Raw genomic sequence first — 11,286 nt, forward strand, 5'->3', positions numbered from 1 at the left:
TTGCAGTTCGCGCAGTTTCTGCGTGACGATTGGTCGTCTCTAGCCGACTCATCGGTAGCCACCGCACCGGCGGCCTCCCTGCACCCGTCCAGAAAGCCGAGCACACGCAGCTCATGAAGATCCCCGGTTTCTCTCACTCCTCCGACGATTCGCGCGACACCCGCGCCCCGCGCGCCCCGCGCGACGCCCGCGTCTCGGCCGGCCCGGTCGTTCCGGCATTCCGGGCCGACGACACCGTGTCGAACGGCATGAAGATCGCAGGGGCGTGGGGGTGGCGGATCCTCGTCGTCGTCGCCTGCCTCGCCGTCTTCCTGTTCCTTATCGAGAAGCTCGCCGAGATCGTCGTGCCGTTCTTGATCGCGCTGCTGATCTCGGCCCTGCTGCAGCCGTTCGTCCGCCTGCTCGAGCGCCACCGCGTTCCCAAGTGGCTGTCGATCGTCGTCGCGCTGCTGCTCGCGATCGTGATCTTCGGCGGGCTCGTGCTGCTCGTCGTCCTGCAGGTGCGAGCCGGGCTCCCCGCACTCGAGAAGAAGTCGGTCGACCGGTTCGAGGTCGTCAAGCAGTTCCTCGCCGCGCCCCCGTTCAACCTCACGAGCAGCGACTACAACTCGGTGCTCGACTCGGCCACCACGGCCATCCAAGACAGCTCGAAGTCGCTCCTCTCCGGTGTCGCGGCAGTCGGACTCGGGGGTGCGCACTTCATCGCCGACGGCCTGCTGACGATCTTCGCCACGATCTTCATGCTCATCGACGGCGACGGCGTCTGGAAGTGGGTCACCCAGCTGTTCCCGCGTCGCGCCCGCGCCGCGGTCGACGGCGCCGGCCAGTCGGGCTGGCACACGCTCACCACGTTCGTGCGCGTGCAGATCTTCGTCGCGGCGGTCGACGGACTCGGAGTCGGCCTGTTCGCGTTCTTCCTCGGGCTGCCTCTGGCCGTCCCGATCGGCGTCCTGGTGTTCCTGGCATCGTTTATCCCGGTCGTCGGCGCCATCGTCTCGGGGGCCTTCGCCGTCGTGATCGCCCTGCTGTTCATCGGCCCGCTCCAGGCGCTAATCATGCTCGGCGGCGTCATCATCGTGCACCTGCTGGAAGCGCACGTGCTCCAGCCGCTCGTCATGGGCAACGCCGTCAAGGTGCACCCGCTCGCGGTCGTGTTCGCGGTTGCCGGCGGTTCGTATATCGCCGGGATCCCGGGCGCCCTGTTCGCCGTGCCGACGATCGCCGTGCTCAACGTGATGGTGACGTACGTCGCGCGCGGCAAGTGGAAGTCGGAGTCGCAGCGCGCGGCCGAGAAGGATGCGACGTCGGAGGTCGTACCCGAGGCGTAGCGCTCGGCTGCTGCCGCTGGCGGTCTTTGTCTCTGCCAATTTGAGAGCGATCCTGGCTCTGGGTCACACCCGTGACTGCCGTACGGGGGTGCCTCAGCCGGATCGCTCTCAAATTTTCCAGGCGAACAAGCTCAGGATCCGGCGACCCCGCCCCCGAGCCCCCGCTCCTGGGCGCGCTGAGCCCGAGCGGCTCGGCGTCGGGCTCGCCATGTCGTCTGCTGGGCGGCTTCTTCGGCCTCGGCCAGCGCCGCTGACTCTGCCGCTGCCGCGCGCCGCGCCTCCCTCCGCGCCTGCCACCGCCCCACCTCGGCGTCGGCATCGCGCAATGGCGTCACCACGGGTGGCCCGCCGGCGAGCTGCCGCCGAGCCTCCACGATTCGCGAGTTGAAGTCGGCGAGGGTCGCACGCACCGACGCCTCAGTCGCCATCGAGTCGAGGAGGTCGTCGAGCTGCGCGTTCTCGGTACGGAGCGACAGCGCCGGAGGAGCCACCCCCGAAAGACCCTCGCGTTCGATCTTGGCTTTGATCCACCAATCGGGATCGTGGCCGCCGGTGAGCCCGGGGAGGGGTTTGCCGGCGAGCGGCGAATTGTCGAACTCGCCGGCGTCGATCGCGCGATCGAGGGCGGTCTTGGCGATGGCCCGCAGTTCGGCGGCGGTTGGGGCGCGTTTCGGGTCGGTGCGGGGTGCGGCGGTGGCGCCTGCGGCGGAGAGGTCAGCGCCCGCAGCGCCAGCCTCAGCGGCCCGCGCATCGGACTCGGCGCGCTCGAGGCGGTAGCGGACCGCGGCGAGGGACGGATCGCGGCGGGCTGTGTCGCGCACACGCTCGACCTGCGAGGACGGCGCGGCAGCGGGTGAGCGACCCGAAGCGCGAGGGGCGGCGGGCCCTGCGGCGGGTGGTCTCGGATCCTGCGGTTCGTGTTGCTCGGCCATCACCGCCACGCTACGCCGCACCCGTGCAAATTCGAAGGAGATTCGGCGGCCTGACCCCCGCCGATCGCACTGTCTGCGTTGCGGCGGGGGCGTTTCTCCTTCGAATTTGCAGGCGCTATGCGAAGAGGGAGGGCTGCACCGCAGGCATCGGCCGCCCGGCGACCCCGGCCTCGACACCCAGGAGGTGCACCTTGCGCTCGACGCCGCCGCCGAAGCCCGTCATCGCGCCATTCGCCCCGATGACGCGATGGCACGGCACGATGATCGACAGCGGATTGCGCCCGTTGGCGAGCCCCACGGCACGCACGGCCTTCGGGTTGCCGAGCGCCACGGCGATCTCGCCGTACGTGCGGGTCTCGCCGTACGGAATGAGCGCGAGCTGCTGCCACACGGCCCGCTGGAAGTCGGTGCCGACCGGGTCGAGCGCGATGTCGAAGGTGCGCCGCGACCCGGCGAAATACGCTGCGAGTTGGTCGGCGGCGACGGCGAAGACCCCGGTCGATGGGTCGACCCGATCGCCGAAGGTCTCGCGGCCGGGGGCATGCCGGTGGTCGACCATGTACAGCGCTCGTAGGGCCGTCGAGTCGGCGTCGGCGACGAGGGTGAGTTCGCCGATGGGGGAGTCGATGGTTGTGAAAGTCATGCGGGAGGCCCTTCGAGAGGAGGCAGAACGACGTCGTGGTCGGGAATCGTGTTGACGGCGTGCGGGCTGAGGGCCCAGAGGTATTGGACGGCGTAGGCGCGCCACGGCGACCAGGCGCGCGACGCTGCTTCGAGACCGCGCTTGTCGGTGGGCAGACCAAGGGTGGCGGCGATCTTGACGACACCGAGGTCGCCGACGAGGAAGGCGTCGGGGTCGCCCAGGGCGCGCATCGCGATTGTCTCGATGGTCCACGGCCCCATGCCGGGCAGCGCATCGAGGTGTCGGCGGGCCTCGGCCCAGTCGGAACCGGCACCGAGATCGACAACCCCCGAGGCAAGCACCCCGGCGACGCCCAGCAGGGTTCGGCGACGGGAACCGGGCACACGAAGGGCCGCGTCGAGCTCCCCCGATGACGCGCCGGCCACGGCCTCCGCCGTCGGGAACAGGTGGGTCAGGCCGCCGTCGGGGTCGTCGATCCGTTCGCCGAACGCCTGAACGAGTCGCGCCGCATGAGTGCGGGCGGCGGCCGTCGAGACCTGCTGCCCGAGCACGGCCCGGAGCGCGAACGCCTCGGGGTCGGAAACCCGCGGAACACGCCGCCCGGGTGCCGCCTCGACGGCAGTGCGAAGATGCGGATCGGCCCGGAGGTGGTTGACGATGGCCACCGGGTCGGCGTCGAGATCGAGCAGACGACGCACCCGACTCACGGCCGCCGAGACATCGCGGACGTCACTGAGCCGCAAGGTGACCGGAAAAGCAGAGCCGATCGGGCGGCGCACCGAGACGATGCCCCAGCCCCGAGGCAGCCGCAGGGTCGTCCGGTAGGCCCCGTCGCGGAACTCTTCGACACCGGGCACGCCCGTCGCAATGAGATGCCCGAGCAGGTTCGACGGGTCGAGGGGCTCCCGGAACGCCAACCGAAGGTGGATGACGGTGCCGTCGGGTGATGGCCGAGCGTCGGTTCCGGCCGCCGATCTCAGCGCGCTGGGAGTCGTCGCGTAGGTCGCGCGGAGCACGTCGTTGAAGGTGCGCACCGACGAGAACCCGGCGGCGAATGCGATATCGGACATCGGCAGATCGGTCGACTCGATCAGGATCCGTGCCGACTGCGCGCGTTGTGCCTGCGCGAGAGCGAGGGGCCCGGCGCCGAGCTCGTCTTTCAGAAGCCTCTCGACCTGGCGGACGCTGTAGCCGAGGCCCTCGGCGAGACGTGGCACACCCTCTCGGTCGACGACGCCGTCGGCGATGAGCCGCATCGCCCGCGCCACCGTGTCGGAGCGGACGTTCCACTCGGGAGAGCCGGGCACGGCATCGGGCCGACACCGCTTGCAGGCACGGAAGCCCGCCGCCTGGGCCGACGCCGATGACGCGTGGAAAACCATGTTGGCGTCTTTCGGAGTGCGTGCCGGGCAACTCGGCCGGCAGTAGATGCCGGTAGAGAGGACAGCCGTGTAGAAGAAGCCGTCGAAGCGCGCGTCGCGGCTTCGGACCGCGCCGCGGCAGACCGTGTCGTCGAGGTGCATGGCTCCATCCTCACACCGGCCCCTGACACCCGCTAGCGGTTTTCCGACACGGCAGTGACGCCCCCACGCCTCCCCTATCCGCCGCACCGCGCATCCCGGACTCCCCCACGCGCCGCGGCACGTCTCCGAGTCCGCAACGCGTCTCGCGGCGACCGCGCCCCCAACACCGCCGCTCTGCCACAATCGTCGCGTGAACGAGCAAAGCCAGCGCCCCCGCCTCCTCCTCGTCGACGTCAGCGACCGCGAGCGCGCCGACCCCGCCTACGGCGCCGAGCTGCGCACACTGAGCGAAAGCATCGCGGCGGCGGCCGTCCGCACGGGGTTCGCGGTGCGGCGCGTCGTCTCGGACGACGCCGACCTCGAGACCGAACTCGCCACCTCGGATGCCGTGCTTCTTACGGGTGGTGAGGATGTGGATCCTGCGCTCTATGGCGGCGCAGCCGACTACCCCGGGCGAGAAGAGATCTTCGGCGACGCCGACCGAGCCCAGACGGCACTCGTGCGGGCCGCGGTCGCGTCGGGCACACCGCTGATCGGCATCTGCCGCGGCATGCAGGTGATCAACGTGGCGCTCGGCGGCGATCTCGTGCAGCACCTCCACGACGGCGGGCACGTCGCGGCCGGTCCGGCAGGATCCGACATGCTCCGGCACGAGGTCACAGTCGACCGCGACTCCCGGCTCGCCGCGATCGTCGGCGAGACCGCGTTCACCGTGCAGTCGTCGCACCACCAGGCCGTCGACCGGCCGGGCTCGGGCTTGCGAGTCGTGGCCCGGGCGGACGACGGCACCGTTGAGGCGATCGAGCACGAGTCGGCGCCGATGTGGGCGGTGCAATGGCACCCCGAAGACCGAGGATCCGACGGAACCGTGCTCGACGACCTGCTCGCGGCGGCTCGCGACGCGGTTTCCGGCTAGGCCGCTCCGGCCATGCCGAGGGCAGCTAGAGCGTCGTCGACTCGCCGACCGCCAGCAGCGTCATCGGCACTCCCGTGAGGCCGTCGGCGCCGAGGAACTGGGCCGTCGATCCCTTGCCCGCATCGCTCAGCATCAGGTCGTGGATCTGGATCGTCGACGTCGGAGCCACGGCACGCACGTAGTCGACGGCCTTCTCGGTGTTGATCCAGGGTCCGCTGACCGGCATGAGCAGCGTCTCGACAGGCACGCCCGGCTCGAGGTACGCATCGCCCGGGTGGAAGACGGCGCCGTCGATCAGGTAGCCGACGTTCTGCACGAGCGGGATGTCGCGGTGGATCACGGCGTGGTCGTCGCCGAAGACCGCGACGTCGAACCCGGCGGCAGTGAAGGTGTCGCCAGCCGAGACGGTGACGATCGTGCCGACCGACTCGGCGCCAGCAGCGTCGCCGGCGGAAGGCTGGGCCGACGAGAGCGCCTTCGACAGGGCCGAGGTGACCGACGCCGGCGCGTAGACCGTCAGCTCGGGTCGGGCTCCGAGAGCAGCGGCGAGCACCTCCGCGTCGAAGTGGTCGGCGTGGTCGTGCGTGACGAGCACGGCCTCGGCGGACGCCACGAGCTCGGCCGAGTTCGGCGTGTAGCTGCCCGGATCGACGACCAGCGAGTTCTCGCCCTTGGTGAAGACGATCGTTGCGTGGGTGTATTTGGTGAGGACCGTTCCGGTGAGTTCCATCCCGCAACTATACAGCCAAACTGTATAGTTGCTGCATGAGCACCGACCCCTTCGACCTCGACTCCGCCGACGAACTCCGCCGCTCGGTCGGAGTACTGGTCAGAGCCGTCCGCGACCGAACCGCTCACGAGAGCGACGGGCAGATCGAGACGCTCGGCTTTCTGATGCGCGACGGCGCCCAGAGTATCGCGGCGCTGGCTCGCCTCCGCCGCATTCGACACCAGAGCGCCAGCGCCGTCGTCGCCGAACTCGAGCGGGCCGGGCTCGTCGCCCGAGCCTCCGACCCTGACGACGCCCGCGGCGTGCTCATCACGCTGACGACCGCAGGATCCGACGTGGTCACCGAATCACGCCGCCTCCGCGCGGGCGTCGTGCTCGAGGCCGCTCGCGAGTCACTGTCGATCGACGAGCGTGCCCTGCTCGCCCGCGTGCCCGCGTTGCTCGACGCGCTCTCGGACGCGATGGCCGACCGCTGATCAGCTAGTGCGCGGGGCCGAGCAGCACGGCGAACAGCGCAGCTGCCCCGCCGACGATGTAGAACAGCGTTCCGATCTGCATCGTTCGCGTCTTGTTCCGGTCGGCGATCGGCACACTCACCTCGAGGATCGGGCACCCCGACCAGCCCATGAGCCCGATGCTGAGCGCGGTGAGCGCGGCTCCCACCCACCACAGCACGGCGATCCCGCCGGCCAGCACGGCCGGCCGCCACCCTGAGGCGAGCAGCAGCCCGAGAGCCAGAGCTACCGAACCGGCAGCACCGATAAACCAGATCGTGCCCGTCCACATGATTCGCTGGAGGTTCTGCTCGGGGGTCATCAGATCGTGAGTCACGGAGACATCTTTCTCCTGTGCGGCCTGTTCCGCTAATCCGCGGCGGAACGATCAGATCCGAGTGCGCTCCAGGATCCGGCAGCCCTCGCTTTCATACAGCTATAGTTATATAATTACGTGATGCACTCGTCCACCGCGCCCACCACCATCCGCTCGGAGTGGCGACGCGAGTTCCTCTCCGTGCTGCCGCACAACCGAGCTCACGCCGGAGCGATCCGCGCGGCCATCGCGGTCGTGCTGCCGATCGCGATCCTGTCACTCACGGGCCACCCGACCCTCACGCTCTACGCGACGTTCGGCGCCATGGCCGGCGTCTTCGGCCGCCACTCCACGTATGCCGCCCGCTGGCGCCTGCAGGCCGCTGCCGGCCTGGCGCTCACCACCGCAGTGGTCGTCGGCACCCTGGTCGCAGTCGTCGCCCCCGCCTCCTTCCTCGCCGTAGCGGCGATCGCCGTCCTCTCGGTCGCCGGCCTCCTCCTCTCCCGCCGCATCGGCCTGCTCCCGGTGCCGTCGCTGTTCCTGGTCTTCGCGACCGGGAGCACCTCGGCGTTCGCCCATGCACCGGTCGACCTCATCTGGGCGGCCGTGCTCCCTCTCGGCGCAGCGACCTTTGCGGTGCTGCTGGGGCAGGTGGGCCGGATCCTGCCGTCTCTGCGCGACAGCGCCGCACCCTCGACACCGGCCAAGCACGGCCTGCGCCCCGCGGTTCCGTTCCGCGACATCCTCGGAGCGCCGGGCGTCCGCCGCGACATCGTCCGCTACCTCGTCGGCCCACTCGCGGCGGGGGCCCTCGCCACCGCGGTCGGCATCGGTCACCCCTACTGGGCCGCCGTCGCCGCGACCGTTCCGCTCTCGGGCGCGACGCTCGGGGCCCAGCTGGGGCGCGGCAGTCAGCGTCTGGTCGGCACGATCCTGGGGGTGGCTCTCGCCGCCCTTTTGCTCAGCTTCGACCCGCCCCTCGTCTGGCTGATCGTGATCGTCGCCGCGGCTCAGCTCTGGGCGGAGCTGTTCATCCTGCGCAACTACGCGCTGGCGACCGTCGGCGTCACGCCGCTGGCTCTGGTGATGGTGCATCTCGCATCGCCGCTGCCCCTGGCCGAACTGGTGAGCGATCGTCTCGTCGAAACCGTGATCGGTGTCGTCGTCGCCGTCGTGGTGCTACTGGTGACCCCCTCGCCGAGACCTCAAAATCGTCCGGTGCGCGAGGCCACGATTGGTCGATTCTGAGGTTTCGCCGCGCAGCTCGCCGCCCTCACCCCGCACACCCTCGACGGGAACCACGACTCGCGCCACAATGAGCGCATGGACGACACAGCCGCAGGTGCAGACACGGCAGCCCCCACCGCCGCGGAGCAGATCGACGCTCTGATCGCCAAGAACCCCGATTGGCGGGGCGCCCGCCTCGCTCAGCTGCGCGCCATCATCCGATCGGTCGACCCCGCGATCGTCGAGACCTGGAAGTGGATGGGCTCCCCCGTCTGGGAGCTCGGCGGCATCATCTGCGTCGGAAACATCTTCAAGGGCAAGGTCAAGATCGGCTTCATGGACGGCGCCTCGCTGCCCGACCCGAAGGGCATCTTCAACGCCGAGCTGGAGGGCAACAAGCGCCGCTCGATCGACTACTTCGAAGCCGACGTCGTCGACGAGGAGGGCCTCCGTGACCTCGTCCGTGCGGCGATCACCCTGATCGCGGACCGCACTTCCGCGAAGGCCGCGGCCAAGGCGTCCGCGAAGAAGTAGTAGCCCGAGGCGACGCGGGCCGGCCTGCGACGAGATGAGTAGCGTCGAGTCGTGAAGCTCTCCGCACTCGCACGTCGCATCGCGCGGAACATCGTGTGGTGGGTGCGGGATTACGCGTTCGCAGCTCACTGGCAGGTGAGGGCGATCGTCGGGCGCCGGGATCCTGGTCTCTATCTCAGTGGAGAGGGACGCCCGGTCGTCGTGATCCCGGGGGTGTGGGAGACCTGGGCGTTCCTGCGACCCCTCATCGCTCGGGTGCATGCCGCCGGCCACCCCGTGCACGTGCTCGATTCACTGCACTGGAACAGCCGGCCGGTCGAGGCGACCGCACACGATGTCGCCACCTATGTGCTCGAGCACGAGCTGACCGATGTCGTGATCGTCGCCCACTCGAAGGGCGGACTGATCGGCAAATACGTGATGGCGCTGCTCGACGACGCGCACCGGATCGAGTCGATGGTCGCGATCTGCTCGCCGTTCTCGGGTTCGCGGTACGCCCCCTGGCTGGTGTTGAAAAGCCTTCGCGCGTTCTCGCCGCGCGACGCGACGACGCTGCTTCTCGCCCGCAACCGGGAGGTCAACGCCCGAATCGTGTCGATCTTCGGCGAGTTCGACCCGCACATCCCCGAGGGCAGCAGTCTGCCGGGGGCCGAGAACATCCGGTTGCCTGCGGGCGGACACTTCAGGATCCTGGCGCTCCCCCGCACGATCCGAACAGTCCTCGCCGTTGCGGCCCGCTGAGCCCGGCCCCGCCGCAGAACGACATCCCTGGCCGTCACCAGCGGCGGTGGGTAGATTCAATACTGTCGCGTCGCGCTGATTCGATCGAGATGCCGGGCTTTCGGCTCCAGGAGAACAGCATGAACGACGAGGCCGTCACACCGCCCCTCTACGATTTCGATCCGGCCACCCCCTCCGGCGCCGTGATCCAAGCGCTCTACGCACTGCAAGACGCAGAGGCCCTGCACCGGTGCCGACTCCGTGACCACTTCGGTATCGGGGCCAACGACCTCAGCGCCATCGAGTACATCGCGCGCCTGGAGAACGTCGGTCGCACCCCGCGCCCCCGCGATGTGACCCACATGCTCGGGGTGACGAGCGCCGCCACCACGATTCTGTTGAACAGGCTCATGACACGGGGGTTCGTGACGCGGCAGCCGGATCCTGAGGACGGTCGCGGTCAGCTCCTCGGCCTGACGCCCGTAGCCCGGGCAAAGCTCCAGGACGCGGCGGGCACGAGTCAGCACGCCCTCCGCATGAAGCTCTCGACGATCACCGCGCGCGAAGCAAAACGAGTGATCAGCCTGCTCGACGCGGTCACCCTCTCGCTCGACAAGGGCGCACCGGTCGCTAAGCCACTTAACGACATCGACCCCGCAATGTCGGTGGTCTGACCTAGTCTCGAAGGGATCGGGATGCACAATCCCTCGGCGTGACCATCGATCTCTCTCCCCCTGTTTCGGGAGTCCAGGCGGTACGTCGGGTGTCCCGGACGAGACGAAGCTTTACGCGGCTTCACCAGAATCGCAGGTCGCCATGACCCCGCCCATCACCCATTCGCTGCCCTCCGGCCTCGCGCCGGCCTCTCTTCTGCTGGCGGTTGTTGCATGAGCAGCCTCTACCGCTCCGAGCCCTCCGTCGAACCTGTCCGCATCTCGACCCTGCGTCATCGCCGCGCGCCAGCGATCCTGCTGCCGTCGTCACCGCAGCAGCAGCCCCTCGAGTCCGAGCCGACCTACGCCGATTTCATCGGCAGAATGGCGACCGCGGCGACTGACCGCCTCGTCGGCACACGCACTCTGAACGAGCGCGACGCGTCGTAAACCTGTGTCAGGGGCGGGTCTACGCAGCGACGAAGAACTCCAGGGCGACGCCGTCGGGATCCTTGACGCTCAGGGCTGTGCCGTAGTCCGCCTCGACAAGGCCCGAGTTGGCGAACCCGACTGCATCGAGGTGCGCTGCCCAGGCTCGCAACTCGTCGAGACCTTCCACGGCGAATCCGACGTGGTCCAGCCCCGGTGTGAACGGATCGAACCGTCCACCCGCGCCCCGCTCATGCTGAGTGAGACCGATGTTGGTGCCCGAGGGTAACCGGAAGAGCCGCCGCGACAGGCCGTCCCCGTCGAGGGAACCGATCGGGCCGAACCCGAACAGCCGCTCATAGAAGGCACTGCTCGCACCGAGGTCGCTGACAGTGATGGCCACATGGTCGATTCCGGTGAGTGTCGGCATGCATCCATCCAACCCCGGGCGACTCCTCGAGGCCCTCGCATGCACCGCCGCGAAGTAGACGATCGCTCAATACCATCCGGTCCGGTTTGTGTCCAGATCTGTTGTGGTGATAGCCCCGGAGTGAGTATTGGGTCGTTCCGGCGGCAAGGATCAGGGTTGCCGGGCACGGCATGGGGCCGGTTCGGGTCGGCCCCGTGCCATCACTCTTGTCAGGGCCCTGCAAAAAAGTTTTTCGCGAGCAAGCAAACCCTTTGATGGACGGTAGCGAACACAAGACATCGGGCAAACGCCCCAGGAATACGCACCGGGCTTACCGGAAACGTCCAAGTAACATCCATCAAAGGATTATCATGCGCAAGTTCTCGAAAGCTACAGTCGGATTCGCTACCGCCGGCCTCCTCGTCGCCGGCG

Annotated in this window: 15 protein-coding genes; 8 read left to right on the forward strand and 7 right to left on the reverse strand. The window is 68.9% G+C overall.

Annotated elements, in window-relative coordinates:
- Positions 1-113: 113 nt before the first annotated feature.
- Complete coding sequence (locus tag ASF54_RS10275; RefSeq protein WP_235481003.1) at positions 114-1,328, forward strand: AI-2E family transporter; 1,215 nt, start codon at positions 114-116, stop codon at positions 1,326-1,328.
- 131 nt (positions 1,329-1,459) lie between these two features.
- Here ASF54_RS10275 and ASF54_RS10280 read toward each other — a convergent pair whose 3' ends face one another.
- The 3 genes from ASF54_RS10280 to ASF54_RS10290 all read right to left on the reverse strand — a co-directional run bounded on the left by ASF54_RS10280 (position 1,460) and on the right by ASF54_RS10290 (position 4,426).
- Positions 1,460-2,260, reverse strand: a complete 801-nt coding sequence (locus ASF54_RS10280) for a J-domain-containing protein (RefSeq protein WP_084816097.1) — start codon at positions 2,258-2,260, stop codon at positions 1,460-1,462.
- A gap of 115 nt (positions 2,261-2,375) precedes the next feature.
- Positions 2,376-2,903 carry a methylated-DNA--[protein]-cysteine S-methyltransferase gene (locus tag ASF54_RS10285; RefSeq protein ID WP_055961693.1) on the reverse strand — a complete coding sequence of 176 codons (528 nt, stop codon included), beginning with the start codon at positions 2,901-2,903 and terminating at the stop codon, positions 2,376-2,378.
- Complete coding sequence (locus tag ASF54_RS10290) at positions 2,900-4,426, reverse strand: AlkA N-terminal domain-containing protein (RefSeq protein WP_055961696.1); 1,527 nt, start codon at positions 4,424-4,426, stop codon at positions 2,900-2,902. The genes ASF54_RS10285 and ASF54_RS10290 overlap by 4 nt, the downstream gene beginning before the upstream one ends.
- A 190-nt stretch (positions 4,427-4,616) precedes the next feature.
- Between ASF54_RS10290 and ASF54_RS10295 the strand changes: the two genes are divergently transcribed.
- Entirely contained in the window at positions 4,617-5,342 is a 726-nt protein-coding gene (locus ASF54_RS10295; protein WP_055961699.1) for a gamma-glutamyl-gamma-aminobutyrate hydrolase family protein, read from the forward strand.
- Positions 5,343-5,367: 25 nt separating this feature from the next.
- Here the strand turns inward: ASF54_RS10295 and ASF54_RS10300 are convergent, their stop codons facing one another.
- Entirely contained in the window at positions 5,368-6,072 is a 705-nt protein-coding gene (locus ASF54_RS10300; RefSeq protein WP_055961702.1) for an MBL fold metallo-hydrolase, read from the reverse strand.
- Between the two features lie 35 nt (positions 6,073-6,107).
- On the opposite strand from ASF54_RS10300, the gene ASF54_RS10305 reads away from it, so the two are divergent.
- Positions 6,108-6,548, forward strand: a complete 441-nt coding sequence (locus ASF54_RS10305; protein WP_055961705.1) for a MarR family winged helix-turn-helix transcriptional regulator — start codon at positions 6,108-6,110, stop codon at positions 6,546-6,548.
- Positions 6,549-6,552: 4 nt separating this feature from the next.
- Here the strand turns inward: ASF54_RS10305 and ASF54_RS10310 are convergent, their stop codons facing one another.
- Positions 6,553-6,903: a hypothetical protein gene (locus ASF54_RS10310; RefSeq protein WP_123940361.1), complete on the reverse strand. Its 351-nt coding sequence runs from the start codon at positions 6,901-6,903 to the stop codon at positions 6,553-6,555.
- Between the two features lie 120 nt (positions 6,904-7,023).
- Here ASF54_RS10310 and ASF54_RS10315 point away from each other — a divergent pair, with 120 nt between their 5' ends.
- The 5 genes from ASF54_RS10315 (at position 7,024) to ASF54_RS10335 (ending at position 10,466) form a co-directional block, all read left to right on the forward strand.
- Positions 7,024-8,130 (forward strand): FUSC family protein, encoded by a 1,107-nt coding sequence (locus ASF54_RS10315; protein ID WP_055961711.1) that lies wholly within the window; start codon positions 7,024-7,026, stop codon positions 8,128-8,130.
- A 75-nt stretch (positions 8,131-8,205) separates the two neighbouring features.
- The gene (locus ASF54_RS10320; protein WP_055961715.1) at positions 8,206-8,643 is read left to right on the forward strand and encodes a DUF1801 domain-containing protein; all 438 of its coding nucleotides are present in this window, start codon (positions 8,206-8,208) and stop codon (positions 8,641-8,643) included.
- A 51-nt stretch (positions 8,644-8,694) separates the two neighbouring features.
- Complete coding sequence (locus ASF54_RS10325) at positions 8,695-9,384, forward strand: esterase/lipase family protein (protein ID WP_235481004.1); 690 nt, start codon at positions 8,695-8,697, stop codon at positions 9,382-9,384.
- 119 nt (positions 9,385-9,503) lie between these two features.
- Positions 9,504-10,037 (forward strand): MarR family winged helix-turn-helix transcriptional regulator, encoded by a 534-nt coding sequence (locus ASF54_RS10330; RefSeq protein ID WP_162237122.1) that lies wholly within the window; start codon positions 9,504-9,506, stop codon positions 10,035-10,037.
- A gap of 213 nt (positions 10,038-10,250) precedes the next feature.
- Positions 10,251-10,466, forward strand: coding sequence for a hypothetical protein (locus ASF54_RS10335; protein WP_055961719.1), 216 nt, complete (start codon positions 10,251-10,253; stop codon positions 10,464-10,466).
- A 19-nt stretch (positions 10,467-10,485) separates the two neighbouring features.
- Here ASF54_RS10335 and ASF54_RS10340 read toward each other — a convergent pair whose 3' ends face one another.
- Together ASF54_RS10340 and ASF54_RS16910 are read right to left on the reverse strand one after the other, a co-directional pair.
- Positions 10,486-10,875: a VOC family protein gene (locus tag ASF54_RS10340; protein ID WP_055961722.1), complete on the reverse strand. Its 390-nt coding sequence runs from the start codon at positions 10,873-10,875 to the stop codon at positions 10,486-10,488.
- Positions 10,876-11,084: 209 nt separating this feature from the next.
- On the reverse strand, positions 11,085-11,286 hold a 202-nt coding region (locus ASF54_RS16910), incomplete at its 5' end, for a hypothetical protein (protein ID WP_235481005.1).

The sequence above is a fragment of the Frondihabitans sp. Leaf304 genome (assembly GCF_001423105.1).
Taxonomy (GTDB): Bacteria; Actinomycetota; Actinomycetes; order Actinomycetales; family Microbacteriaceae; genus Frondihabitans.

Bases quoted from the DNA above. Each gene is read 5' to 3' on its own strand.
- ASF54_RS10275 (WP_235481003.1), top strand. From the start codon at position 114: ATGAAGATCCCCGGTTTCTCTCACTCCTCCGACGATTCGCGCGACACC.
- ASF54_RS10280 (WP_084816097.1), bottom strand. From the start codon at position 2,260: ATGGCCGAGCAACACGAACCGCAGGATCCGAGACCACCCGCCGCAGGG.
- ASF54_RS10285 (WP_055961693.1), bottom strand. From the start codon at position 2,903: ATGACTTTCACAACCATCGACTCCCCCATCGGCGAACTCACCCTCGTC.
- ASF54_RS10290 (WP_055961696.1), bottom strand. From the start codon at position 4,426: ATGCACCTCGACGACACGGTCTGCCGCGGCGCGGTCCGAAGCCGCGAC.
- ASF54_RS10300 (WP_055961702.1), bottom strand. From the start codon at position 6,072: ATGGAACTCACCGGAACGGTCCTCACCAAATACACCCACGCAACGATC.
- ASF54_RS10305 (WP_055961705.1), top strand. From the start codon at position 6,108: ATGAGCACCGACCCCTTCGACCTCGACTCCGCCGACGAACTCCGCCGC.
- ASF54_RS10315 (WP_055961711.1), top strand. From the start codon at position 7,024: ATGCACTCGTCCACCGCGCCCACCACCATCCGCTCGGAGTGGCGACGC.
- ASF54_RS10320 (WP_055961715.1), top strand. From the start codon at position 8,206: ATGGACGACACAGCCGCAGGTGCAGACACGGCAGCCCCCACCGCCGCG.
- ASF54_RS10330 (WP_162237122.1), top strand. From the start codon at position 9,504: ATGAACGACGAGGCCGTCACACCGCCCCTCTACGATTTCGATCCGGCC.
- ASF54_RS10335 (WP_055961719.1), top strand. From the start codon at position 10,251: ATGAGCAGCCTCTACCGCTCCGAGCCCTCCGTCGAACCTGTCCGCATC.
- ASF54_RS10340 (WP_055961722.1), bottom strand. From the start codon at position 10,875: ATGCCGACACTCACCGGAATCGACCATGTGGCCATCACTGTCAGCGAC.